We start from the raw sequence: 24,767 nt of genomic DNA, 5'->3' as shown, positions 1-24,767 counted from the left end.
AACGACACGTATTGATAGTCACCCTTGCACCTAAACCTCAGGAGACACGCCGAATGTCCACGCGTAGCCGCATCTTTCTTTCCCAGTCCTTGCTCATCCTGCTTCTACTGGCGGGTTCAGCGATCGGCTTCGCTCAGCAGACGCTTGGAGGCATTACGGGTGTTGTGACCGACTCCGCCGGGGCGATTCTGCCCGGAACGACGGTCACAGCTGTGGGCGAGCAGACTGGCCTGAAGCGCGTGCAGGCGGCGGGCGGGAATGGCGTCTACGATCTCTCCAACCTGCCTGTCGGCACCTATACGCTGACTTTCACGCATGATGGCTTTCAAACGGCGAAGTTTCCTGGCGTGCAGGTGCAGGGAGACCGTACTGCAACCTTGCCGGCCAGCCTTGCTGTAGGTTCGACGAGCGAGTCGGTGACGGTTGAGGCAACGCCCTTGCTGAACGCGGTCGATACGACGAACGGCTATGTTCTCGACGCACAGCAGATTCAGTCGATTCCTCTGCCTACGGGCAGCGTTCTGGGAGCGGCAATCCTTTCTCCCGGCGTCAATGCGGAACTCCCCACTGGAACGGGAGCGAACGATGGTCTCGGCAATCCTCCCATCTGGGCGAACGGTCAGCGCGATACATCCAATAGCTTCTCGATCAACGGTGTCGACGGCAGCACGCTTTTCAACGGCAAGAGCACCAGCAGCGTAGGCTCAGCCCGCGTCGTGAACAGCACCGGCGTCGGGAACAGCGGCGGCGGCGGCATCATCCAGTCGAGCGCCTCGGTCTATCTATCAATAGGCAATGCAATTCCAACGCCTGCCCCTGAGACGATTCAGGAGCTTCGTGTCAATGCGTCGATGTACGACGCGCAGCAGGGCGCGACCTCTGGTGCGCACATCGACATCAGCACAGCATCGGGAACGAATACGTTTCATGGCACCGTGTACGGTCATCGCGGAACCAATGCGTTGAACGCCGCACCCTTCTTCTTCAAGAACGATGACGACATCCCAGCGAATCTGAAGAATCCCGAACTTCACAGGTATATCGTTGGTGGTACATTCGGCGGCCCGATCATCAAAGACAAGCTATTCGGGTTTATCGCTTACCAGCACCTGCATGTGTCTGACTCGGCCCTTGGTTATTCGTTCCTCGATGTGCCGGCTGGGTTGAGCGACGATCGCAGTGCGTCTGCACTGGCAGCGATTACGGCGACAAACTTTCCAGACTCGAACGTCACGGCTGATTCAGCCAATCTGATCGATCCCACGGCACTGGCGCTCTTCAACTCTCCGTCTCTTCCTGGGGAGCCCGGCAAGTGGCTGATACCGAATGCGACCACGACTAACCTGACGTCAACCCACCCGAACAACGCCTTCCTTCCGGGAACTGGCCGTTTCAAGGCGGATATGGCTGTTGCCGACCTCGACTACAACGCAACCTCGAAAGATACCATCGCGTTGAAGTACTACTACCAGCACGATCCGACGATTGCGCCTTATGCGTACTCGAACGTACCTGGATTCACGCAGCATCTTGATGCCGGCGCGCATGTCTTTGCGATCAACAATACCTATATTGTCCGTTCGAACCTGAGCACGCAGGAGACTCTGGGCTACGTACGCGAAAAGATCTACAGCACCAACGAACAGCCCTTCGGCCCGCAGAGCATCCCAAGCGGTACCGGCACGGCTTCCATCAACGCCTTCGGTTCGACTTACTTCCCGGGCGTCTCGATTGTGAACGTTCTGGGCGAGGCAGGTTATGCAGCTAACGTGTCGACTGGCATTCTGAGTGTCGGGCCGAATGCCGAGGCGCAGGGGTCGAACACCGGTGTCTTCCAGAACCGTCTGCAGCCCTCAGCCAATGCCATCCTAACGCTAGGCCGCCACAGCATCACCTTTGGAACCAGCTATAGCTATACGCAGCTGAACACCATCGACAAGCGCACAGGTACAGGAACGATCGCGACCGACGACTTCAGCGCCTTCGCTCAGGGTTATGTCACACCGGGTGGGTCAAGCACCGGCTTCTATGTAACCTCGTTCCTTCAGGGCAATGCGAGCCGCTACTACCGCGCGAACCAGCTTGGCATGTTCGTGCAGGACAAGTTCCAGGTGACACCGCACCTCTCACTGTCCGCTGGTCTTCGCTATGACTGGGATGGCGGCCTGACCGAGAAGGAAGGACGCATCTTCAACTTCGATCCGAAGCTCTACAGCTACAACGTTGCTGCGGACTCGATCGATAACCCAGGCTTCATCATTGCGGGCAATAACGTAAACGGAACCAAGGGCGTCAGCGATACGACGCTCACCGGTCGCCAGTGGGGCATCGGGCCGCGTCTCGGAGCAGCGTGGCAGCCCTCGTGGTTTCATGACAAGGTCGTCGTCCGTGCCGGTACCGGAATGTATTACGACCGTGGCGAACTCTTTAGCTACTTCTCGCCGGGCTATGCGATCGGCACTGTCACCGGCGGCCCGTTCGGCGTCAACCAGCAGCTTCCCTTCGTGACGGCTTCGACCTGCCCATCGACATCGCTCTATAGCTACTACATTCCCACCTGCGCGACGAACGCTGCGGGCGATCCTTTCTCTCCGCCGGACCAGAAGCCGACAGCGGAAGGCGGTAATCTGGCGAATCCGTACAGCACCACGTTGCGCAATCCCGTATCGAGCAGCCCCAAGTCGTCGGACTTGAGCAAGTACCTGCCGAACGCGGATACCATCGCGAACGCCGGTGGTCAGCCGATTTCGCTCGGTGTCTATGACCGTGCGAACAAACTCCCCTACACGATCAACTACACGTTGAACATCCAGTGGCAGCCGCGCAACGATCTCGCGATTGAGCTTGGCTATGTCGGGAATCTTGGCCGCCACCAGGTGATCCCCGTGCCCTTCAACCAGGCACAGATTGCCAGCCCTTCCAACCCGACACTTAAGGGCGGCGCGCTCCAGCAGACGGCTTCCTATGGATACACAGTAGGAGGGGCGACACTGAATGATGGGTCGCCGTACATGGCCAACTATGAGGGCGGCAATCTTGACCTCCGCGTTCCCTATATCGGTTACGCTGCGGAGTCGATCGACTACAAGGCTGCTGGCGTAAGCCAGTACAACGCGCTTCAGGCTCATATTGAAAAACGCATGAGCCACGGCTTCCAGGTCGGTCTCTCCTACACCTACTCCCACGCTCTCGATGAGCAGAGCGGTCTCGGCCTCTTTTACAACGGCAACAACGCGCTCAACCTGCGCGATGCTTATGCTTCGGCAGACTTCGACCGCACCCACGTCATCAACTTCAACTACGTCTACCGTCTGCCGGACTTCGCTCCGAAGTACACGGTCAAAGGTGATTTGGCGAACGGTTGGTCTGTAGTTGGGCTCACCGTGCTTCAGAGCGGCCAGCCTTACAGCGTTATCGACTTCACGGGCGCAGTCGGCGGCATCTACTACAGCACCAACAACGGCATCACGAATCCGATTGTTCCGCTGGCACCTGGATGCACGGCGAAGTCCGCGCTCACTGGTCACTCAGGAGCCTTCGCTGGTGCTCCCGCGCTGAAGTCGGACTGCTTTACTGTGCCACTGATCGCCCCGGGTGGACTGAATGGCGCAGTGCCACTTTCGGATACGTTTGAGACGGACTTCACCTCCGGGCAGAGAAACATCTTCCGCCAGCCATTCCAGAAACGGGCCGATGCATCGATCGTGAAGCTAACTAACTTCACGGAGCGTTACGCCCTGAAGTACACCTTCGACATCTACAACCTGACGAACACTTCCAGCTTCGACGTTCCAGGAAACGAGGTCTCGCAGAACGAGAACTACAACAACTTCCCGACGGCCGGGCAGCCTCTTTATAACGCTCCGTTCGGTATCGGCGTAGTCACACACACCATCGGCAGCCCGCGGCAGATTCAGATGTCGCTTGGTCTGACCTTCTAACTCGCAGTCACGCAAATTGAATGATTGAAGAGGCTCCGGGAGACCGGAGCCTCTTTTCTTGAGCCGCTTCGGATACCGGCAAGGCGTTTAGAATCGGGTCACGATGATTGCTCACCTGCGCGGCCTCCTCCTTACCAAGTCACCGAACCTTATCGTCGTCGAGTGCGCAGGCGTGGGCTACGAGGTTGCGATCTCGGTTGCAACATTCTCCTCGTTGCCGGCTGAAGGTGCGAGCGCGGCACTGCATATCTACACAAATGTTCGCGAGGACCAAATCGCACTCTTCGGCTTTGCGGAGATGACGGAGAAGCGCCTCTTCGAGAAGCTGCTGACTATCTCCGGCATCGGGCCCAAGCTGGCGATTACGGTGCTCAGCGGCATCTCTGCAGAGCGGCTCGTAGCTGCAATCCGCTCCGGCGATCACGCGACGCTCACGCGCATTCCTGGGATCGGCAAGAAGACCGCCGAGCGAGTAGTGCTGGAGTTGAAGGACAAACTGGAGGCGCTGGCCGTGCAGTCTTCAGACGATGAGATAGCGCATCATGGCGCGGCAGGCGACGACGCGATCTCCGCGCTGGTCAACCTCGGCTATCAGCGGCCCGTGGCAGAGAAGGCCGTAGAGGCTGCATTGAAGCGCGAGCCTGATCTGTCGGGAGATTTTGAGGCGCTCTTCCGGGCGGCGATGTCGGCCATCCGTTAGCAGGTTAGCTGCGTCGCTTGTAGCGAATGGCGAACTCGTATCCCTCGTTGGGCGGGAAGAGCTTTGCCACGGCGCGTAGACGGTCAGCGAGAGCTTTTGGCGCAAGCAGCGGGTAGTCGCGCTCGCGAAGCTCGGCGTACTCAAAGTCGATCGCCAACGAAAGCTGATAAATGGCTACAGCATCGGAGAAGGCAGCCTCTATGTACTCGTTCCGGGCCTTCTCATCGATTAGCGTCCGTGCATCCGTCTTGACGTTCTTGGCCTTCGAGAGCTCGCGGCTCTCAAAGGCGTCCCGGCTGGTCTCGCCACGGACATCGGCGACGGCCTGCTCCCACACCAGGTCGGAGAAAGTCTTCGGGATACCCGCGATGTCAACGAAAGCGTGACTGACGTTGATGAAAAATTCGAATGCAAGTGCAAAACGGTCGCCCAGCAGACGAGTCGAGATGAAGACGCCATCGATGCCGGCCTCATGGGCTGTGCCGGCAGTGCCAGCCAAGCGGACGTCGCGGTGGCAGATGGCGCGGTCGCTCAACTCCGCTGTATAGGTGGTGGCGATCATCGGGTCGTCGCTGTCATCGCTCTTCGAAGAGAGCGGCAAGGAAGCCTCAAGGTCCAGAGGCTTGTCCATCAACGTAAGCGGCACAAAGTAATAGGCTTTACGGCCCAATGAGGAAGCGATGGTCGCCGGAACCGCCTGGACGATGCGAGCAAGATCGGCATTCTCAAGGTTGTTTTCGCCAAAGGCAGTGTAATGTACGCCATTGGAGGATTGGCGCAGATCGCTCTGACGTGCGATCTCTGTTGCCTGCATCAATCCACTTTTTACCGGTTCCGCCATAAGGCAGTATTCTATCTTGTATGGGCATGCAGACGAACGGCGCAGCGCAAACATCTCACGGTACGGTTGGGGCGAACGCGGGTTCGACGACGTTGTTTGGAGTTCCAATCGGCGATCTCGGCTGGTTTGCCAGCCTGCTGATGGGGACCGCGACGGCCTTCGCTGCCTTCTTTGCGGCAACCTTTGCGGGCATCGTGTTCATTATGGTGTGGAACTCGACCGGCCATGGGACGCTCGACTACTCGTTCAGCTACATGAGGCTTGGCGTTCCGGTCGGCGTGCTGGTACTGGTTGTCTCCTTGGGGTATCTGGGATCATTGTGGGTTCGCAGGATGACCCGGAGCGCTTAGACTGCTGAAGGGGCTGGATCGGACGTGGCGAAGCGTGAATAACGTGGATCAGGATCAGCCTGAGTCGGTCTGGGACTATCCTCGTCCACCGAGGCTGGACGCAAGCGCCCGGCAGCTAAGGATCGTTCATAGTGGTATCTCCGTTGCTGAGACATCGAAGTCACTGCGAATCCTCGAAACAAGTCATCCTCCGGTCTATTACATTCCGCAACAGGACATCGCAATGGAGTTCATGCGACTGTCGTCACGTCGCGGGACGTTTTGCGAGTATAAGGGCGTAGCAACTTATTGGGACTTGCAGGTGCCGGGAGCGAAGCTGGTTCAGGATGTCGCATGGAGCTACCCGCATACGTCGAATAGCTATGCAGCGTTGAAGGACTATCTGGCTTTTTATGCCAGCCGGGTGGATGAGTGCTGTGTTGATGACGAGCGGGTTGAACCGCAGCCCGGCGACTTCTATGGAGGTTGGATCACCTCTCATGTGAAGGGGCCGTTCAAAGGCGCGCCCGGGACTAAAGGGTGGTAGTGGCGCAGTCCACATCGACTCCCCTGCTATTCTTCCCTCATTCATCTTTTCTATAGTTCGACCCATTCCAGTACGGAGATCCATTCGTTATGACCCTTGCAGCAAAGATGTTTTCCTTTGGCCTTGGCGCAGCTGCGCTCGCATCGCTCACAGGCGTGGCAATCGCCGCAGATAAGACGCCTTCGTACTACGGGCCGCAGCCAGCGGTTGAGTCGATCGACCTGACGATGTACGCGCGGATTCGCGAAGAAGGACTGAAGCACTCGCACGTGATGCAGTTCGCGGGCTCGCTCACCGAGGGAATTGGGCCTCGACTTACCGGGTCGCCGAACATGGCGAAGGCGAATGCCTGGACGCGCGATACGCTGACGACGATTGGGCTTTCGAACGCGCACCTCGAAGATTGGGGTGAGTTCGGCATGGGCTGGCAACAGATCAACACCTGGGCTCGGATGGTCGGCCCTGATCCAGAGCCGCTGTGGGCCGAGGCGTCTCCGTGGTCGCCTTCGACTAAGGGGCCAGTGACCGGCGAGGTGGTCTACGTCAATTTGACGGACGAGAAAGAGCTCGACGCTTTCAAGGGCAAGCTAGGCGGCAAGATTGTTCTGCTGGGAGCGATGCGCCCGACGCCTGATATTACCGAGCCACTGTTCAAGCGCTACACGGACGCAGAGCTGAAAGAGATGGAGAGTTTTGAGGCTAGCGGTGGCCGCTACGCTCCGGGGTCGCCCGAGCTGATGAAGGCACTCGCGGATCGGGCACGGATTGCAGCGCTACGGAAGTCCGCCCTCAAACTGATGTCCGAGGAAGGCGTGCTTGCGATTCTGACGCCGAGCCGCGATGGCGGCAGCGGCGGTGGAACCGGAATCATCTTCGATGACAACGGCGCGGCCCTGGCTCGCGACGCGCAGAAGAAGGAGAATGCGGTCACGATTCCCAACGCAGTGATGATGATTGAGCACTATAACCGGCTCGCGCGGATGTGTGAGGCGCATGTGCCTGTGACAGTGGAAGTGAACATCGAAGCGAAGTTTACCGGGGACCATGAGCACGGCTTCAACACTGTGGCGGAGATTCCCGGTACCGATCCAAAGTTGAAGAACGAAGTTGTAATGGTGGGTGGACATCTCGACAGCTGGATCTCAGGGACTGGCGCGACAGACAACGGCGCGGGCTCGATTGTGGCGATGGAGGCGGTGCGGATTCTGAAGGTGCTGGACATCAAGCCGAAACGGACGATCCGGATTGCGCTGTGGTCGGGCGAGGAAGAGGGGCTGTACGGGTCGTCTGGCTATGTGAAGCAGCACTTCGGCACCTTCGCGGAGCCGAAGGAGAAGGAGCCGGAGAGCGTGCCGAGCTTTTTGCGGCAGAAGGGCGCATTGGCGACGACCAAGGAGTGGGAGACGCTCGACGCGTACTACAACCTGGACAACGGCACGGGCAAGGTTCGCGGTGTCTATACACAAGAGAACTACGCGATCGGACCGATCTTCAAGCAGTGGATCGCTCCTCTGGCGGACCTGGGGGTGACCACGATCAGCTATCGCAATACGGGCGGAACAGACCATCTCTCCTATGACGCTGTGGGGTTGCCGGGCTTCCAGTTCATCCAGGACGAGATGGACTACGAGACGCGGACTCACCACTCCGACATGGACACCTACGACCGGCTGCACCCGCTCGATCTCGAGCAGGCGGCGGTGGTTGAGGCGATCTTCCTCTACAACACGAGCGAGCGTGAGGCGATGATGCCGCGGAAGCCGTTCCCGCATCCGGAGCTGGAGAAGGGCGCGAAGGCACCGATTCCGGGGATCTATCCGAACGCTGTCGAGCCGAAGTAATTCTTCCTCGCTGCAGAAGACGGCGAGGCCTTCGGGTCTCGCCGTTTTGCTTTTTAGAGCCAGGCGGTGAGGAAGCGTCCGCCGGAGCCACGAAGCTGCAGTTGATCTCGACGGTTCTGGAAGTAGCGCTCGTTGATCTCGACGGCACCCATGTCTTCGATGGCGCGGAACTCTTCGAGCTCATAGGCCACTTCAGGCGGCGTGAACCAGAGCCGGAAGGGCTCGCCCGCAAGCGCGACGCGGGAGGCGAGGGAGTCGAACGCGAGCTGTTCGTGTGGAGGCAGGACGCGCCGAGGCTGGCCGTAATCGAAGACCACGCCTGAGCCAGCGGGGCTCTTGGCGATAAAGCCGATGGTGGCGCGAAAGGCATCGAGGGTCAGATAGGGGACGACGCCTAGCCAGGCAAAAAAGGTCTTTTGGCTGGGGTCGAAGCCAGCGGACTGAAGCTTCTCGAGCGCCGTCTCGCGCTCGAAGTCGACGGGGGTGAAACTCAGGCGCGGTGGGGCCGACATGCCGGATTCGGCGAGTAGATCCTTCTTCCATGCCTGCGTCGCCGGGTGGTCGACCTCAAAGACGTGGAGATGCGGGTAGGGATTGCGATAGGCGAAGGTATCAAGCCCCGCGCCGAGCAGCACATACTGCGTCGCTCCTGAAGCCACGGCATGGGCAAGCTGATCTTCGGCGTAGCGACTGCGAGCGACGAGATGGGCCCGCAGAGCGATAGAAAAGGGTCGCTGCTTCTGATCAGGGGCTGGGTCCGGTGTGCGGCGAAGCTCGGCCCTGCCCTCGGACCCGAGGATGGGAATTGCGAAGGGGTCGTCGAAGACGATAGGCGTGTCGTAGATCTGGTGTGCGGCCCGACGCAACGCGACACGCATGGCAGTGCGGGATGGGGCTGCTTCCTGCATGAGACAAGAGTAATTCAGGATGATTTGCTAGACACGCGAGCGCGGTTAGACCGCCTTGGCAGTCAAAGTCTGGGTCCCCGCCCAATCGTCCAGCCTATGAACGAGAGGGATCAGCTCGGCAGCTGGCACCGGGCGGCTCAAGTAGTAGCCTTGTGCGGTATCGCAGCCCTCAAAGCCGAGGAAGTGAAACTCTTCCGCGGTCTCTACACCTTCGGCGACCACGGTCATGGAGAGGCCGTGCGCCATCGCGACCATGGCTCGGATGACGGCGAGGCTGGTGTCTTCTGTCATGCACTTCATCACGAAGGAGCGGTCGATCTTGATGCGGTCGATGGAGAAGCGGGTGATGTAGGAGAGGCTGGAGAAGCCGACCCCAAAGTCGTCGATGGCGAGCCGAACGCCCATCCCACGCATCTCGATAAGAGAGTTCTGGGTCGATGAGGAGTCGTTCATGAGGATGCTCTCGGTGATCTCAAGCTCGATCGATTCGGGATCGCGGCGGGACTCCTCGAGGCAGCGGCTCACCATCTCGGGCAGGCCGAACTGCTGAATCTGGCGCGGCGACAGATTGACAGCCAGAAGGAAGCGACGGCCCAGCTGAGTTTCGAGCAGACCGATCTCATGGCAGGCCTGGCGCAGCACCCACTCGCCGATAGAGACGATGAGGCCGGACTCCTCGGCGACTGGGATGAATTCCGTGGGCATTACGAGGCCAAGCTCCTGGCTGCGCCAGCGGAGGAGTGCCTCGAAGCCGGTAAGTTCGCGGGTCTTGAAGTCGACGAGCGGTTGATAGTGGATCTCGAACTCGTTTGCGGCGAGCGCGCGCTCCAGGCCGCTGCGCAGTCGCTGATAGGTCTTTGTCGCCTGGTCCATGTCGGCGCTGTAGATCTGGAAGCAGTTTCGGCCGCGCGCCTTCGCGTGGTACATGGCGGTGTCGGCCATCTTCATCAGGGAGTCGGCTTCAAGGGCGTCACCGAATGCCATGCAGACACCAACGCTCGCGGAGAGCGGGACCTCGCGATTGCCGACGCGAAAAGGCGCGGAGAGCGTGGAGACGATCTTGGCGGCGACCAGCTCGACTTCTTTTGGATCGTTGAGGTCGGTGATCAGCACGATGAACTCGTCGCCGCTGATGCGGGCGACGGTATCGCTGGCCCGGACAGACTGGCAGATTCGGCGCGCAGAGACCTTGAGCGCCTGGTCGCCAGCATGATGGCCCAGCGAGTCGTTGATCTGCTTGAAGCGGTCGAGGTCCAGCATGAGTAGTCCAATGCCGGTCTGGGATCGCCTTGCCCGCTCGATGGCGATGGTGAGGCGATCACGGAGGAGAGCGCGTGTAGGAAGGCCGGTGAGCGAGTCGTGCTGGGCCAGGTGGCGAAACTGCTCCTCACTATCCTGGATAAGGCCCTTCTGACGTCTCAGCTTGCCGGTAAGTACGATGACCCATCCGAGGACAAGCAAGGTCGCGGTCAGGATCGCAGTCAGTACGATTAGGGTGTGCGATGGTGTCCACCATGAGGGGGCACTCAACAGCAGCACGTCCCCGGGCGATCGCATAAGGATGCGGAATGATTTCCGGGCGGCGGGGCCTCCTTGGCGAGCGCTGCGCTGATCGTCGATCTGAATGGAACAGATACCGGTTACGCGGAGCCGGCTGCCAATTCGCAGCGCCTTCGATGCGTCCCCGTCGAGGCTTCGCGGAAGGATCGCTTCAAAGACGAAGCCGCCCGACGATAGGATCAGGGTCGTGTCGGCCGCAGCAGGATTGCGACCGATCAGCTCCGCGTCGACTTCGATCAGCTCCGATCCGAACGAGCTTTGCAGCGCAGTCTCGGCGTCTACCCTGGACGGGGTGGCCAGCTTCGGCGCTTCTCCGTGCGCTCGTTGGGCCGCCTTGAAAACCGCGTCGGTCAGCGAGGGCACGCTTCCGACAGTCTCGACGAAACCCACAACGTCAGCGACTGTTCCCAACGCGATCGGCGTTGTCAGTGTGGTCTGAGCGCAGATTCCGTGTGTGGCGTCCTGCACACAGAGCAAGCTTCTCGGCCACATCAGGGTGACGCGCCCCTGCACGTGGACCCGTCGAGGAAGCGACGACATTGGATTAAAGCGAGAGAGCATTCCGACCTGCCGCGCGGGGACCTCGAAGGGATTAGCCGGGCCAGGCTCAATGATCTCTATCTGCGGGGTGTCGGGAGTGAAGAGCCGGGCTCCGATCATCTGGCGATCGCCATTGAACATCGGGGCGGCATTTCCGTGAATCTTGACTCGCGAATCGACCAGTCCTTTGTAGTTGCTGGAAAGCTTGCGCGGCAGAGTGACGGAGAGCACGCCGTCCCTCATCGCGAGTTGGATGAGGACATTGAAATCATCCTCGTAGACGGAGCGAACGACCCCCTCTACTTCAACCCACTGGCCGTCTTCTTCGCCGGTGAGCAGCCGGGTCAGGCTGACCGAAGGAGCGAGGGCCGGAAGCGGGGCGTGTCCGATCTCCTCGACCTGTGGGTGGGAGATGATGGGCGCGTAGTCGCCCAAGGCGCTTTGCCCCTTGACGCTCACCAAGGTGCCCGGCGGTATAGGAACAGATTCACTCGGAAGGGTCACGAAGATGCTTCCGCTGGCGTCATGCAGAAAGAAGAACGCGCGGCGGCGGTCCTGGTGAACGTCGGAGTAGGTGACAACTCCGCGCAGTTTGATCTCCCGGCCCCTTGCAGCTTCAGTGGCCAATAAATTGTGGGCTTCGAGCGCAGTAGTAATGGAGTTCAGATCTGGTCCGGGCCGTCCACGGCTTGATCTCTCTTCTCCCTGCACGGTCTGAGGAAGGAATGCGATGCACAGGGATGCGAGGCCGAGCGTTAGCGTTCGGTTCAATGGCCAGATCATCTGCTCATCCGCTCCATTCCATCTCTCTCTGAACGCAAACTGCCCGGGCGTCAGCGAAGCAGCCGTTCTCGCGACATGGGTTCAAAACCCAACGAGGCTAGAACGTCCTATCGGCAAAAAGCAGGCTTTGTTCAGCCCGAAGCCAACTTGTACGCCACGCGGTCAAGGACCCGATGAAGGATGGGAGATAAGGAGACTGGATATCAGGCAGGGACAACGTTTTAAGGCTGGCGCTCGGCCGCTCGCAAACAACTGCCGGGCGACCACCGCTCTCACTTGCCGGAAAGGTACACCCCGTACCTTGGTTCAGCAACAAATAAGTAGTGCGAATCCGCCTTTTTATTTCTAACGCGCACCGGGTGTCGCCGAATTGGCGGGAACGGCGGTCGCCGCCTGTGTCATCCAGCCCAACGTTTGTGCCAGATAGGCCTTCATCTCTTTGCGGGGGACGATGGCATCGAGGAAGCCGTGCTCGAGGAGGAACTCCGAGCGCTGGAAGCCTTCAGGCAGCTTCTGGCGAATCGTCTGCTCAATCACGCGGGGACCAGCGAACCCAATCAGCGCGCCCGGCTCCGCGATGTTGAGGTCGCCGAGCATGGCAAAGCTGGCGGTGACGCCACCGGTGGTCGGGTCGGTCATCACCGAGACGTAGGGAATCTTCGCGTCGTCGAGCCGACCCAGGGCGGAAGAGATCTTCGCAAGCTGCATCAGGCTGGCGATGCCCTCCATCATGCGCGCGCCGCCGGATGCGGCAACGATGATTAGGGGATGCCGCGTAGCCAGTGACCTATCGATTGCCCGGGTAATGGTCTCGCCAACGACAGCTCCCATGCTGCCTCCGATGAAGGCGTACTCCATCACGCTGAGGACGACGGGATGCGGGCCAATCTCGCCGATGGCGTTGACGATCGCATCGTTCAGACCGGTTTTTTTCTGCGCTTCAAGCAGGCGCTTTTTATAAGGCTTCAGATCGGTGAACTGGAGAGGATCGGTGGATTTGAGTTCGAGGTCGACAAGTTGGTAGCCGGGCTCAAGAAGATTCGCAATGCGGCGCCGCGCGTCGAGACGAAAGTGATAGCCGCACTTTGTACAGACCTGGAGATTGTCCTCGAGCTCCTGCTTGAAGAGAATTGCGCCGCAATTGCCGCACTTGGTCCAGAGACCCTCGGTGCGGACGGTCTTCTCGGCGTCGTTGACTATCTGGTGATCTTCGCGCTTGAACCAACTCATCGGATCAATTTGCCCCTTCTGCGTGCCTTGGTCATTGTACTAAGAAGCGCCTTTGTAGATGGTCTGAGCTTTGGCGAAGGGTGCGACATGCTGGATTTAAGACGTTTCACATCCGTGTCTATGAGTCCCCGCCGATCTCGACGATCGTTGTAGCCATCCCTGCCGGTCACTATGCAGTTACCATCCGAAAGTCCTGCCTTATGATGTTGATCTACAGCAATGTGCAAGCAGAAACGATTGAGAGGAGAGGTTCAGGAGATGAGAATCTTTGTCCTGGCCATGCTTTGTCTAGGTGCAGTTGCTGCGTCAACCCTCCACTCCCAGACTCACGATCACGTTTCGACCGAGACGCTGGGTAGCGTCACCTTCAGCACTTCCTGCAATCCTGCGGTGCAGCCTCAATTTAATCGCGCCGTTGCACTGATGCACTCTTTTCAATTTGGCTCCGCGATTCAGGGATTTAACGCTGTTCTTGCGGCCGATCCGAAGTGCGCGATCGCCGACTGGGGGATTGCACTTAGTAGTTGGCAGAACCCGTTTGCCGGTTTCAAATCGCCGGTTCAGTTGGAGCAAGGCTTGCGCGCTTTTGAACAGGGACGCGCTATCGGCGCTGGCACAGCACGGGAGCGTGCGTATCTCGACGCTGTCTCCCATCTCTACGTCGATAGCTCCCATATCAATCAGTCAGCCCGTGTTCTGGCTTACGAGCAATCGATGGCCGCGGTCAGCGCCGCGTATCCGGAAGACACCGAAGCGACCATCTTCTACGCTTTGGCGCTGGCCTCCGACGCCGATCCTTCCGATAAGACGTATGCGAAGCAACTCAAGGCTGGAGCGTTGCTTGAGGCTCTCTTCGCCAGATATCCCGATCATCCGGGATTGGCACACTACATTATTCATGCATACGATGAGCCGGCGTTAGCGCCTCGGGCGGCTGAGGCCGCCAAACGCTACGGAATGATCGCGCCTTCGACGCCGCATGCTCTGCATATGCCGTCGCATACGTTTACTCGTATCGGCGATTGGCAAGCTTCGATCGACACCAACGCCGCCTCTGCAGCGGCGGCGCGAGCCGCGCACCAGCCAGCCGACTTGCTGCATGCGAGCGATTACATGGTCTATGCCTATCTGCAGACGGCGCAGGACGAATCAGCAAAACGGCTGGTGGAGTCGTCGGCCCAGGTTTTCGGCGACTTCGATCCGGCTCATGCAACCGGAGCAGCTCCTGCCTCTGCCGCCTATTACGCGCATGCAGCGATTCCCGCCCGCTATTTTCTGGAGCGTCAATCCTGGGCAGATGCGGCCAAACTGGAACCGCTGGCCAGCCCGTTTCCGTACGCGAATGCGATCACTTACTTCGCCCGGGGACTTGGAGCGGCTCATGCGAAAGATAAGCCCGCAGTGCAGGAGGCTATCTCCTCTCTGACGCATATTAGAGACAAGCTTGCCCAGATGAAGGAGGACTACTGGGCGGATCAAATCGAAATCGACCTCCAGGAACTGATAGCCATGTTGGCGCTTGTTGAAGGTCACGAGACCGATGCTCTTGCTGGAATGAGGCACGCGGTCGACATGGAAGATAAGACCGAAAAAGCCGCTGTGAGTCCAGGGCCTTTGAAGCCGGCACGAGAGATGCTCGGAGAACTGCTGCTGCAACTGAATCGCCCGTCTGAAGCGCTGAGCGAATTTCAAACCACTCTCAACAAAGAACCGAATCGCTTTTTGTCGTTGTATGGCGCGGCGGAAGCAGCAAAACGGGCTGGCGATCGCGAAAAGTCCAATGCTTATTTTCAGAAGCTCCTGGCCATTGCGAGCCTTGCAGATCAGCCTGGAAGGCCTGAACTGGCGGAGGCTCGTGCGGCGATCCGGCGTGACTAGATCTCGCATCGGCCGGCCTGGGCTTCGATCAACTCAAGAGAGTGGCTGAAGCGCGAGCTTTGAGCTCCGGATAACGCGCGTAGATGCGGAGCTGATCATCTGAGTTGAGCTGCGAGAGCGGAATCGGCTTGTCCTGCGGACGTGTTCCCTTCTGGTTGAGGACGTTCATCAAGCTCCACTCGCGCTGCGGCCCGGCGGGCTCTGCAGCTAGGAGATCGTAGCGAGTAAAGTCTATGGCCATGGGCTCACTGTTCGTTGTCCAGTAGTGCAGTAACCCGAGCCGGAAGTCGCGGTTCATGAACCACTCAATCTCGAGGTTCTTCTCGGATCCGGGAGCGCCGGTGCCTTTCATGTCAAAGCGATAGTTGAGCCCTGCGTTGCTGGCGTTGTGCTTCCGCCACTCCAGCCCGAATGCTCCTTCGGTAGTGACCTGTGTGTCTGGCCAGCGGTCGTGGATCGCCTGCAGCCACCAAGTGAGGTCTTCATCGTGTCCGATCGAGACCTCCCATATTCCCGTGACCCAGCCAAAGCCGTTGAGGGCATGGCCGCGATCGAAGTGTGCGGCAGTCGTCTCTATCATCTCTCTGCGGCCAACTTCCTTGCCGAGGTTGCCCACGGCCTCGATGGGCCCAACGCCGAGACGGCTGTTGAAACGCCCTTCGAACCCCTCTCGCCGCGCAGTGAGGAAGTCGCAAGTCCATCCGTCTAGGCATACGCAGTCGATAAAATCCGCCGTGCCCTGAGCGGGCTTCAGGTAGTGTTCGCGGCTCGGATAGTAGGGATAGCAGATGCCGCCGTCGCCATCGCCGTTATCAATGCCGTGCTGGCTCCATATCTGTCCCTGACAGACGTGGATGCCTTCGTCCTCGGCCAGGTGCCGCTGGTTCTCGGAATCCATGAAGCCCGCGATGAGGCACTCCGGGCGGTACTTGCCGCCGACCATCTCGGAGACCATATTGAGGGCCTTGTGGATGCTTTGACGGTTGTTCTCGCGAGTGTCGTACATCGGCGCAAAGTAGCCGCCGGGTATGAACGTGATCTCGTCGCCGTATCGATCATGATAGGAGGCAAGAAGATGCCGGGCTTCCTGGTACTCCTTTCGCGTGTCGATCAGGGCCAGCCAGCTGATGGCCCAGGTCATGCGGCCGTTAGGGCAGCCGCGGGCGAAGGCTTCGCGGCGGGAACGGATGTGGGCAGGGCTGTTGTTGGGCGATTCATCCTGCCCAATAGAGCGGGTTGGAGTCACCTCAATCTGGTTTACACGGACGACGGAGACATGGGTGAGGAAGCGTCCGCGCAGAGCCGTGGGGGCTGTGGCGAAGAGCGGAGGCGCGAGGGCAACGGATGTTGCGGCGCCGAGGAAGTGGCGGCGGGTCCATGAGGGAGTCATTTATGCGCCTCATGCTAGCAGGCGTGTGGCAGGGGCGTCACCGAACGGTAATCAGCGATCGAGAGGATGCAAGGGCATCCTCCGTCGAGCGCACACGTAGCGCACCCACAAGAGCAGGCGTTCGTTCCCTGCGTCAAGACTTGAGATCATCCGAGTGCAAGGAGTAGTTTTATGACGCACGTCGATGTCTTCCGGGGAGGCGGAGAGACCGGATATGCACCGCATTTCTTTCTTAGTAGTTCTGTGGTTTCTGGGAGCACTCTTGGTAAGTGGGCAGCTTCCTGGTGAGACTTCGAAGCGTCTTCGCTCTGGGGCGGGGGCGGAGACTGCTTATGACGAGTTCGGCGATCCGCAGTCGGCGAAGTGTCTCGTTCTTCTGCATGGCGCTAGCGGCCCAGTGCCGTTTTACCGGGATCAAGCAAGGTTCTTCGGGGACGAAGGCTTTCGCGTGCTTATGCCGCATTACTTCGACTCGACGCGAGGGCAGTCGCCGAGTCCTGAGAACTACCGGAAGTGGGCGAGCGTTACGGCTGACTTTGTGGCTGAGTGCCGCAAACAGGCCTCTACGAAGGCCGTGTTCCTCATTGGATTTTCACTGGGCTCGTCGGTTGCCTTGGCGGCCGGATCGCAGAACGTTTCAGTGAATGCTATCGCGGACTGGTATGGGAGCCTGCCGGACGAGTTCTTCTATCAGATGAAGGGCATGCCGCCGCTTCTGATTCTTCATGGCGAGCGGGACTCGAATATCCCAATTATGAACGCACAGCAGTTAGTAAAGCTGTGCGAGATGAAGCACCTAGACTGCGAGCATCACTTTTATGCGGACCAGGAACATGGCTTTCAAGGCGCTGCGCTGGAGGATGCGCGCCAAAGGACGCTTACCTTCTTTGCGGAACATGCCAAGTAAGGATAGTTAGTCCCACATCTCAGAAGCGAGATGTGGGGCACCCGGAGTTGTGGCGTTCGGTTAGGCCAGAGTGATGGTGAGCGTCGTTACGCTTGCCGCAGGGAAGGTATGCATCAGCCTGCCGGATTGAATCGCCCCAATGGTGGCTGGTGCCGGTTTCACGGCGTCCGGGTGGGCGAAGTCATTGTGATTATGGATATCGGGCGACGCGAGAACGATGCCAGTGACCGACGCGATGCTGAGGCCGCGCACAGCGACTTCGGTGGTGAGCGCCTGATCGAGGTGAGGGTTGACGACAGAAAGCGTCAGAACCTTGCCGTTGCCTTCGGTAGAGATGGATGCGGAACCACTGAGCCCGGCAAGCGTGGGGCTGACCTTGATTGCACCGACAGTGCTTGCTCCGCCGACGGGGCTCGAATCGATTGCGAGCGGGTTCTTGATGGAGCCAGCAGAGAAGACCGCGCGAACCGCCTTCGCGCCGCGATGTGGCATGTACATCTTGAAGACGTGGAAGGTAGGCGTGACGCAGAACTTGTCTTCCTGCGCCAGCATCAGCGAGTGGATGCAGTTAATGGATTGCGCGACGTTGGCCATAGCGACTTTCTCCGCATGGCGATGGAAGATATCCAGTGTGATCCCGCTGAGCAGCGCGTCGCGCATGGTCGATTGCTGCGAGAGGTTATAGTGCGGGGTCAGCTCAGTGCCCTTGCCGTACCAAGCTCCCCATTCGTCGAGGATGAGGCGCGTCTTGTGCTCGGGGTCAGTCTCGCTGAGCACCGACCAATGGTCTGTGATGACGTTCTCCATGAAGCTTCCGCGGGTGAGCAGGTCGTAGTGCTCATCAGCGCTGAAGGCGAGAGCATCACCGGCCGCGAACTTCTTCGCGTCGCCTGAGGTGTAGTAGTGGGTCGAAAGGCCGTAGGGGTGCTGGCCCTTGAGGGACTTCATCAGGCCGCGAGTCCAGGAGGTGTCGTCTCCATTGGGGCCGCAGATGACGAGGCGGAGTTCGTCGCGCGGGTGGTCGCTGAACTTGGGAATCCAGGTGGAGTAGCGGCGGAACTCTCCGGCGTATTCTTCGGGGGTCTGTTCGCCGCCGCATCCCCAGCTCTCGTTACCGACGCCCCAGTACTGGACGTTGAAGGGATCCTTGTCTCCGTTCGTGGCGCGGAGATCGGCCAGCGCATTTCCTTCTCCGGCAGGTGCATTGCAGTACTCGACCCACTGGTAGAAGTCTCGGGCAGGGAGGCTCCGGACGTCGGCGGCGAGATACGGCTTGCATCCGATGGCGGAGCAGGTCTCCATAAACTCGTGAGTGCCGAAGGCGTTGGTGTCCTGCTGCGACCAGAAGGCGGCGCGCTTAGGCCGCTTGCTCCTCGGACCGATGCCGTCGCGCCAGTCGTAGGAGTCGGCGAAGCATCCGCCGGGCCAGCGCAGGACGGGGGCTTTAACTTCGCGCATGGCGTCGATGAAGGCCTTGCGGATGCCGTTCTTGTTGGGGATCTTCGAGCCCTCTCCGACCCAGACGCCGTCGTAGATGACGCCGCCGAGGTGCTCGATGAAGTGCGAATACAGCTCCGGAGCGATGGTGCCGATGGCCTCGTCCGGCATGATCTCGATGTGGGCATCGGCTAGGGTGGCGGCGTGGGCGACGCTCGAGCGACCCAGGGCGACGGCAGCGGCGGTCAGGGTGCTGGCCTTCAGGAAGTGGCGGCGAGAGGGCGTCGAAACTTGGGACATCGGTAGAGCCTCCGAAATGGACCAGACCAATGTACCAGCGAGAAAGCGTTTTCTGGAAGACCGGAGCGAGGTGGAGGCAAGACAAGGACATCCAAAAACCTAGTGGCCTGAGTGGTAGGGATGCCCCGCGAGAATGCTCAATCCGCGATACACCTGTTCGGCCAGCACGACGCGCGCAAGCTGATGCGGTAGAGTGATCCGCCCCAGCGAAAGAAGCATCCCCGCCTGCCCGCGGCGCTCGGCCGACCAGCCGTCGGCAGGCCCGATCGCCAGAACCACCCGCTGCGTCCCCTGGTCACGATGGCCTCCCAGCAGCGTCGCAAGCTCTTCTGACGAAAGTTGTTTGCCGCGACTATCCAGCAGAATGGCATACGGAGCAACACGTCCTGCCTGACCGCCAAGCCACATCACAAACTCGCTCTCAGACTCAAAGAGTTGCGTCTCTGTCGAGACATATCGGGCGGCCCGTTTGGTGTAATCCGCAATCAGAGTCTCGAACGCGTCTGCCTTCGACCGGTTGCGGCGCGGAACGATAGCGGCGAGCGTGATTTTCATCGTATGGAGCGGCCCGCTCTAAGCTACTTCGCTTTCTTAGCGGCCTTCTTTGCCGAGGTTTTGGCAGAGGTCTTTGAAGCAGCCTTCTTCACCGTCGCAACTTTAGTTGGCTTCTTTGCGGCAGTCTTCGCCGGAGCCGCCGTCTTCTTTGTTGCCGCTACCTTGACTCGAGAGGTCGCTTTCTTCGCTACTACCTTCTTCGCGGCGGATTTCTTTGCCACAGGAGCAGCGACTGTCTTTACCGCCGCCTTCTTGCTGCGTGAGCTTGTAATGAGCGCCTTCAGTTCTGCATTTAGCTCTTCGACGCTGATTGTCTTCGCCGACTTGCGGAGCCGCTCGAGGCCGTAAAACGCGCGCTTCTCCGGAGAGAAGACATGAACGATGAAGTCGGTGTAATCCATCAGGATCCACTCGGCCTGGCGGCGGCCTTCGACCGAAGTGGGGTAGACGCCGAACTCGCGCTTCAGGCGGATCTCGATCTCATCGGTGATGGCGACGTTCTGCCGCTCGTTCGTGCCGTTGCAGATGAGGAAGTAGTCCGAGAGGCCGCTCTCCGCCGGGTCGAGGGCGAGGATGCGGATGTCTTCGGCCTTTTTGTCTTCGCAGGCTGCGGCTGCGGCGAGGACGAGTTGATAGCTTTCAATTGATGCCATCCCTTCAGTGTAGCGGATGCACAGCCAGTCGAAACTTGAGAGTTGAAAAGGCCGGGAGATGCCGGCTGGGTAGAAGGATAACCGAATCGTGGGATAGCTCGGGGCGTGAATTCCATTTATGGAAGATTCTTCCAATTTTCATCAGCGAACGGGTGTCATGTGCCGAGGGACCGTGTTCCTTCCTGAATCGAGCCGTGCCAGCTGCCCTCTCGAGGAGGCTGGCAACAGCTGCGAAAAGGACCATCCTTCGCTGGCAGATTGTCTCAGCCTAAGCCGAAATCAGTTTGGCCGCCGAATTGCAACCCCTCTTTTGAACACAAAATTCAGTCAGAATTTATAAGAGTGAGGACTTCCCCGCTATGAATCGACGTCTTTTTTCCGGACTCCGGATATTTAGCCACTCCACGGTCGCAATTGCTCTTCTCTTTGCGGTGGCTCTCATTCCCAAGGCGTTCTTTGGGCAGAGCCCGAACGGAACGATCGTCGGCGTGGTCGTCGACCCTTCCGGCGGAGTGATCGTCGGGGCTACCGTGACTGCAGTCTCAGCTGAGACGGGCACGACACGCACCGAGCTTACCGGTTCAAACGGTGTCTACCGCATCGAGTCGGTTCTGCCGGGAACTTATAAGGTGACCGTGGCGGCGCCCAACTTCTCCTCGACCGATCTCCAGGGTTTGACTGTTGCGGCCTCGGTGGTTACCCCCGCAAACATTACCTTGAAGCCGGGGAGCGCTAGCGAGCAGGTGCTGGTTGAGGCGAGCAATACCGGTCTCAATACGGATAACGGACAGCTAAGCGGAACAATCAGCACAAAAGAAATCTCTGATCTCCCCATCAGCGGACTCAACCCCTACTCCCTTGCGCTCACCCTTCCAGGTGTCACCTCAGTTACGCAGGGAGGATTCAGCAATGGCACGACCTTCACCGTAGGCGGTGGTCGCCCGCGTGCCAACAACTTCCTTATCGAAGGCCAGGACAATAATGATGCCGGCATCCTCGGGCAGGGCCTCCAGCCTGGCAATACCGAGGCGGTCAACGAAGTTACGATCATCCAGAATGACTACACCGCTGAGTATGGACACGGTGCGGGATCGGTTTCAAACCTCACCTACAAGAGCGGAACCAATAACCTTCACGGGTCAGTCTTCGAGCGTCTGAACAACTCTTCGCTGGATGCAAACGATCACTACTACAACAAGAACCTGATCGATAAGACCAAGTATCGCGAAAACTTATTTGGCTTCACCGTCGGCGGGCCTGTCGTCAAGGACAAGCTCTTCTTCTTTGCTGCCTATCAATGGGACAAGTACCGCTCGTCGACCGCTGGTAGTGTGCTCACGGTTCCATCGGCTGCTGGTATTGCAACTCTCCAGCAGTACGCCTCAAATCCTCGCGTCGCGAATCTGCTCGAGGCTTATGGATCGCTAGTAGGAGACCCCGCTGTGCTGATTGCCGCTGGCGGCCAGACGACCATTGCGCTGGGCGCAGATCCGGTAACTGGAATTGACCGCGGTAACGTACAGATTGGTGGGGTAAGCCGCAGCCTTCCCGTGACCTCGGAGTCGCCGGAACTGGATACGAAGGGCGATTGGGTCATCAACGCAAAGAATACGGTCAACTTTCGTTACATCCGCACCAGCTACACGACCCCAATTGACGCGGGCAATTTCCCCGGCCAGTTGCCTGGATTCGACAGTGATCAAACGGGTACTTCCCACAACGCCGGCATCGTTTTCACCCATATTTTCTCTCCAACCCTTATCAACGATTTCCGCGCCTCGTATGGACGGATCGGCTTCACCTTCGGTCTTCCTGGAACCACCACTTCGAATCCCCTCTTTGGCCTTCCCGGAGTTTCCATCACTGGCCTGACAGGGTACGGCATCAACACAGCTCTTCCGCAGGGGCGATTCCACAACACATATCAACTGCAGGACAGCGTCAGCTGGACGCACGGAAAGCATTTCGTGAAAGCCGGGCTTGACCTCGCGAACATCCGAGTTCTCGATCAGATTCCGTTCAACTTCTACGGGACTATTAGCTACGGTTCGGTTGCAGGCGGCTATACCGCGCTCGCCAACTACATTGATGACTTCGGCGGAAACGGTGGCAGCATAAGCCAGAACTTCGGTAGCCCCACCACTCGGCCGAGCATTTATTCGCAGAACTACTTCGTCGAAGACACCTACAAGCCCACGCCGAACGCCAGCATCGACATCGGTTTCCGCTACGAGTACAACGGAGCTCCCTTCAATTCCCCCGGAACTCCGTATGCAGGCATCGACTATTCCAATCCCGCTTGCTTTCCGACTGCCGCTACCAGCACCACCCCAGCAGTGGTCTGCAACACGAAGCAGCAGGCTGACGGTTCAGGATGGGGCCCGCGAGTAGGCTTCTCCTACAGCCCGAAGATCTCAGACCAGCACAAGACTGTAATCCGCAGCGGCTTCGGCGTTTTCTATGACGTTCTTTTCACCAACATCATCGACAATATCCAGGCGACTGCTCCGAACTCTTCGGCACCTCTCGTCAACAGCACGACATCTGCGGGACCTCGTGGAGTTGGAACGTGGTCGACGAAGTTTTCCGCACTCAATCCTAACCCGCTGCCTACAAATACCGCCGAGCCTATCTCGGATCACCTCTTGACGCCGCGCACTATGCACTGGAACCTCACGGTGGAGCAGGAGTTGCCGGGCAAGTTCTCCGCGAAGATCAACTACGTCGGCGAGCGCGGCAACCACCTCTACTCCACGACAGAGTTCAACCCCTATATCAATAACTTCGACAGCTTGGCACGCCTTATCCCGACTCGTGGTCGCATCGTAGTTCGCGACAATAGTGGCGACTCCAACTATCACGGTCTTTGGGCTGAGCTGGATCGTAAGTTCAGCAAGGGCTTCCTCTTCCGTGCTGCTTACACTTACGGGAAGGCTATCGACGACACGTCCGAAATCTTCACCACAAACAATCAATCAACGTACGCAAGTGCGTCTTACCCGGCCGCGAAGAAGGATATTGACACGGGTCTTTCCGCATACGACCATCGTCAACGCCTTGTGCTGACGTACATCTATCAGCCGCCTGTCTGGCATACAGAGGGAGGTATGAAGATTGTCGGAAACCTCGTCAACCGCTGGTCAATTGCCGGAATCACGCAATTCCAGACCGGAACCCCCGAGAACGTTGAAGTTGGATACGACGTCAATGGCGACGGTATCGGAAATGACCGCCCAATTCTAGGAAACCCCAAAGCCCCCCTGCAGACCTATGGGTGGGATTCTTCCTGGAACGGTGACGCTCCTGGCGCTTACGCCTGTGAAGGCGGAGAGTTCTGGGATACATCCGATCCATGCAATCCCGTTGCTGTCTCTTCCGTGCACTGGATCGTTCCTGGACCCGGAACACGTCCGGCAGCTACGATCGGAAGGAACAGCCTCATCAGCAAGGGCATTCAGCAGTGGGACATGAACCTTCAGCGCAGCTTCAAAGTCTGGCGTGAGACGACCTTCGACTTCCGCGGCGAATTATTCAATGTGTTCAATCATGGTAACGAGACAACCGGAGCAGGAGGCGTGGAGAACACGACCCTGACCTCGGGTATTCCCTTCACGGCGGGCGGCTATGGTGATGCCACATTTGCCGAGCCGGGCCCGGCGCTGGGTGGTAATCGCCACGTTCGTTTCTTTGTCCGCTATGTGTTCTAAACCCAAAACCACACTGCAATGCAAAAGAGCGCCCATCATGGGCGCTCTTTTGCATTGTTCAACCTAATCGACTACGTTTCGATATAAGTTGCTTCGTTTGACGTAAGCGGCAACGGCATTTGGTAAAAGATCGCGGCACGGATCTCCTTCGCGTAGACGTTTGCGCAGATCCGTTGCTGAGGTATCTTCGGCAATGCCATTGAGGACGTGAACCCGGCTGCGTTGTCCCTGGCTCAGCCTGAGCGGAACAAGATCCTCTTCCATCAGGGCATAGCCGGGACGGGAGACAGCGATCCATTCGGCAAGTTCGAGGAGGCGGTCGGGCTCACGCCACTTGCGCAGGTTGAGGAAAGAATCGGCCCCGACGAGGTTGAAGAGAGTATCTGCGGAGTAGAGTCTGGCCAGTTCGGTAAGCGTGTCGACGGTGTAATTAGCCGACCCGTCCGGGTGCGGCGCGTCGATGCCGGTCGCCTCGAAGCGGGGATCTTCCTCGCACGCGGCTTTAGCCAGCGTCAGACGTGTTTCAAACGGCGATGGAGCCCTGCCCAGCTTGAGCGGCTGCAGCCCGGTGGGCGCGAAGAGTACTCGATCAAGCGCAAAGGCATTGGCTGCTGCCTTCGCGATCGCGATGTGTCCGCGATGAGGTGGATCGAAGGTGCCGCCGAAGAGAGCTATGCGCATGGGCAATTGACCGCAGATTCCACTCGGGATGACAAACAG

General features: G+C 58.9%; 17 protein-coding genes. 8 read left to right on the top strand and 9 right to left on the bottom strand.

All coding sequences use genetic code 11. The features are described 5' to 3' along the window. The first annotated feature begins 53 nt into the window (after window positions 1-53). On the top strand, window positions 54-3,941 hold the full coding sequence (locus HDF16_RS09285) for a carboxypeptidase-like regulatory domain-containing protein (protein WP_184215763.1): 3,888 nt from the start codon (window positions 54-56) through the stop codon (window positions 3,939-3,941). Between the two features lie 103 nt (window positions 3,942-4,044). Next, window positions 4,045-4,641 carry a Holliday junction branch migration protein RuvA gene (gene ruvA, locus HDF16_RS09280; protein WP_184215761.1) on the top strand — a complete coding sequence of 199 codons (597 nt, stop codon included), beginning with the start codon at window positions 4,045-4,047 and terminating at the stop codon, window positions 4,639-4,641. Window positions 4,642-4,645: 4 nt separating this feature from the next. Here the strand turns inward: ruvA and HDF16_RS09275 are convergent, their stop codons facing one another. Next, window positions 4,646-5,482 (bottom strand): hypothetical protein, encoded by an 837-nt coding sequence (locus HDF16_RS09275; RefSeq protein ID WP_184215759.1) that lies wholly within the window; start codon window positions 5,480-5,482, stop codon window positions 4,646-4,648. 20 nt (window positions 5,483-5,502) lie between these two features. On the opposite strand from HDF16_RS09275, the gene HDF16_RS09270 reads away from it, so the two are divergent. From HDF16_RS09270 to HDF16_RS09260, 3 genes are all read left to right on the top strand, one after another. Then, the gene (locus HDF16_RS09270) at window positions 5,503-5,832 is read left to right on the top strand and encodes a hypothetical protein (protein ID WP_246408915.1); all 330 of its coding nucleotides are present in this window, start codon (window positions 5,503-5,505) and stop codon (window positions 5,830-5,832) included. A gap of 34 nt (window positions 5,833-5,866) precedes the next feature. Beyond that, window positions 5,867-6,358 (top strand): DUF427 domain-containing protein, encoded by a 492-nt coding sequence (locus HDF16_RS09265; RefSeq protein WP_184215757.1) that lies wholly within the window; start codon window positions 5,867-5,869, stop codon window positions 6,356-6,358. 89 nt (window positions 6,359-6,447) lie between these two features. Beyond that, window positions 6,448-8,199 (top strand): M20/M25/M40 family metallo-hydrolase, encoded by a 1,752-nt coding sequence (locus tag HDF16_RS09260; RefSeq protein WP_348641282.1) that lies wholly within the window; start codon window positions 6,448-6,450, stop codon window positions 8,197-8,199. Window positions 8,200-8,252: 53 nt separating this feature from the next. Here the strand turns inward: HDF16_RS09260 and HDF16_RS09255 are convergent, their stop codons facing one another. The 3 genes from HDF16_RS09255 to accD all read right to left on the bottom strand — a co-directional run bounded on the left by HDF16_RS09255 (window position 8,253) and on the right by accD (window position 13,220). Beyond that, window positions 8,253-9,107 carry a class I SAM-dependent methyltransferase gene (locus HDF16_RS09255; RefSeq protein WP_184215755.1) on the bottom strand — a complete coding sequence of 285 codons (855 nt, stop codon included), beginning with the start codon at window positions 9,105-9,107 and terminating at the stop codon, window positions 8,253-8,255. A 45-nt stretch (window positions 9,108-9,152) separates the two neighbouring features. After that, a complete protein-coding gene (locus tag HDF16_RS09250) occupies window positions 9,153-11,990 on the bottom strand; it encodes a putative bifunctional diguanylate cyclase/phosphodiesterase (protein ID WP_184215753.1) in 2,838 nt (945 codons plus the stop codon). A gap of 345 nt (window positions 11,991-12,335) precedes the next feature. After that, window positions 12,336-13,220 (bottom strand): acetyl-CoA carboxylase, carboxyltransferase subunit beta, encoded by an 885-nt coding sequence (accD, locus tag HDF16_RS09245; protein WP_184215751.1) that lies wholly within the window; start codon window positions 13,218-13,220, stop codon window positions 12,336-12,338. A 258-nt stretch (window positions 13,221-13,478) separates the two neighbouring features. Here accD and HDF16_RS09240 point away from each other — a divergent pair, with 258 nt between their 5' ends. Then, window positions 13,479-15,098 (top strand): tetratricopeptide repeat protein, encoded by a 1,620-nt coding sequence (locus tag HDF16_RS09240; RefSeq protein WP_184215749.1) that lies wholly within the window; start codon window positions 13,479-13,481, stop codon window positions 15,096-15,098. 28 nt (window positions 15,099-15,126) lie between these two features. Here the strand turns inward: HDF16_RS09240 and HDF16_RS09235 are convergent, their stop codons facing one another. Beyond that, a complete protein-coding gene (locus tag HDF16_RS09235; RefSeq protein WP_184215747.1) occupies window positions 15,127-16,488 on the bottom strand; it encodes a DUF3863 domain-containing protein in 1,362 nt (453 codons plus the stop codon). Between the two features lie 214 nt (window positions 16,489-16,702). On the opposite strand from HDF16_RS09235, the gene HDF16_RS09230 reads away from it, so the two are divergent. After that, complete coding sequence (locus HDF16_RS09230; RefSeq protein ID WP_184215746.1) at window positions 16,703-17,395, top strand: dienelactone hydrolase family protein; 693 nt, start codon at window positions 16,703-16,705, stop codon at window positions 17,393-17,395. 60 nt (window positions 17,396-17,455) lie between these two features. On the opposite strand, the gene HDF16_RS09225 is transcribed toward HDF16_RS09230, so the two are convergent. The 3 genes from HDF16_RS09225 to rsfS all read right to left on the bottom strand — a co-directional run bounded on the left by HDF16_RS09225 (window position 17,456) and on the right by rsfS (window position 20,340). Then, entirely contained in the window at window positions 17,456-19,132 is a 1,677-nt protein-coding gene (locus HDF16_RS09225) for an alpha-L-arabinofuranosidase C-terminal domain-containing protein (protein WP_184215744.1), read from the bottom strand. A gap of 99 nt (window positions 19,133-19,231) precedes the next feature. Beyond that, a complete protein-coding gene (locus tag HDF16_RS09220) occupies window positions 19,232-19,687 on the bottom strand; it encodes a 23S rRNA (pseudouridine(1915)-N(3))-methyltransferase RlmH (protein ID WP_184215742.1) in 456 nt (151 codons plus the stop codon). Window positions 19,688-19,710: 23 nt separating this feature from the next. Beyond that, window positions 19,711-20,340 carry a ribosome silencing factor gene (gene rsfS, locus HDF16_RS09215; protein ID WP_184215740.1) on the bottom strand — a complete coding sequence of 210 codons (630 nt, stop codon included), beginning with the start codon at window positions 20,338-20,340 and terminating at the stop codon, window positions 19,711-19,713. A 359-nt stretch (window positions 20,341-20,699) separates the two neighbouring features. Between rsfS and HDF16_RS09210 the strand changes: the two genes are divergently transcribed. Then, window positions 20,700-24,047 (top strand): TonB-dependent receptor, encoded by a 3,348-nt coding sequence (locus HDF16_RS09210; protein ID WP_184215738.1) that lies wholly within the window; start codon window positions 20,700-20,702, stop codon window positions 24,045-24,047. Window positions 24,048-24,110: 63 nt separating this feature from the next. Here the strand turns inward: HDF16_RS09210 and nadD are convergent, their stop codons facing one another. Beyond that, the gene (nadD, locus tag HDF16_RS09205) at window positions 24,111-24,728 is read right to left on the bottom strand and encodes a nicotinate-nucleotide adenylyltransferase (protein WP_184215736.1); all 618 of its coding nucleotides are present in this window, start codon (window positions 24,726-24,728) and stop codon (window positions 24,111-24,113) included. Window positions 24,729-24,767: the final 39 nt, after the last annotated feature.

It is taken from the genome of Granulicella aggregans (assembly GCF_014203275.1).
Classification (GTDB): domain Bacteria; phylum Acidobacteriota; class Terriglobia; order Terriglobales; family Acidobacteriaceae; genus Edaphobacter.
The sequence above is the reverse complement of the archived record's forward strand: the minus strand, read 5'-3'. Positions and strand labels throughout refer to the sequence as shown.

Bases quoted from the DNA above. Each gene is read 5' to 3' on its own strand.
- HDF16_RS09270 (WP_246408915.1), top strand. From the start codon at position 5,503: ATGGGCATGCAGACGAACGGCGCAGCGCAAACATCTCACGGTACGGTT.
- accD (WP_184215751.1), bottom strand. From the start codon at position 13,220: ATGAGTTGGTTCAAGCGCGAAGATCACCAGATAGTCAACGACGCCGAG.
- ruvA (WP_184215761.1), top strand. From the start codon at position 4,045: ATGATTGCTCACCTGCGCGGCCTCCTCCTTACCAAGTCACCGAACCTT.
- rsfS (WP_184215740.1), bottom strand. From the start codon at position 20,340: ATGGCATCAATTGAAAGCTATCAACTCGTCCTCGCCGCAGCCGCAGCC.
- HDF16_RS09225 (WP_184215744.1), bottom strand. From the start codon at position 19,132: ATGTCCCAAGTTTCGACGCCCTCTCGCCGCCACTTCCTGAAGGCCAGC.
- HDF16_RS09240 (WP_184215749.1), top strand. From the start codon at position 13,479: ATGAGAATCTTTGTCCTGGCCATGCTTTGTCTAGGTGCAGTTGCTGCG.
- HDF16_RS09275 (WP_184215759.1), bottom strand. From the start codon at position 5,482: ATGGCGGAACCGGTAAAAAGTGGATTGATGCAGGCAACAGAGATCGCA.
- HDF16_RS09260 (WP_348641282.1), top strand. From the start codon at position 6,448: ATGACCCTTGCAGCAAAGATGTTTTCCTTTGGCCTTGGCGCAGCTGCG.
- HDF16_RS09235 (WP_184215747.1), bottom strand. From the start codon at position 16,488: ATGACTCCCTCATGGACCCGCCGCCACTTCCTCGGCGCCGCAACATCC.
- HDF16_RS09220 (WP_184215742.1), bottom strand. From the start codon at position 19,687: ATGAAAATCACGCTCGCCGCTATCGTTCCGCGCCGCAACCGGTCGAAG.
- nadD (WP_184215736.1), bottom strand. From the start codon at position 24,728: ATGCGCATAGCTCTCTTCGGCGGCACCTTCGATCCACCTCATCGCGGA.
- HDF16_RS09230 (WP_184215746.1), top strand. From the start codon at position 16,703: ATGCACCGCATTTCTTTCTTAGTAGTTCTGTGGTTTCTGGGAGCACTC.
- HDF16_RS09285 (WP_184215763.1), top strand. From the start codon at position 54: ATGTCCACGCGTAGCCGCATCTTTCTTTCCCAGTCCTTGCTCATCCTG.
- HDF16_RS09255 (WP_184215755.1), bottom strand. From the start codon at position 9,107: ATGCAGGAAGCAGCCCCATCCCGCACTGCCATGCGTGTCGCGTTGCGT.
- HDF16_RS09210 (WP_184215738.1), top strand. From the start codon at position 20,700: ATGAATCGACGTCTTTTTTCCGGACTCCGGATATTTAGCCACTCCACG.
- HDF16_RS09250 (WP_184215753.1), bottom strand. From the start codon at position 11,990: ATGATCTGGCCATTGAACCGAACGCTAACGCTCGGCCTCGCATCCCTG.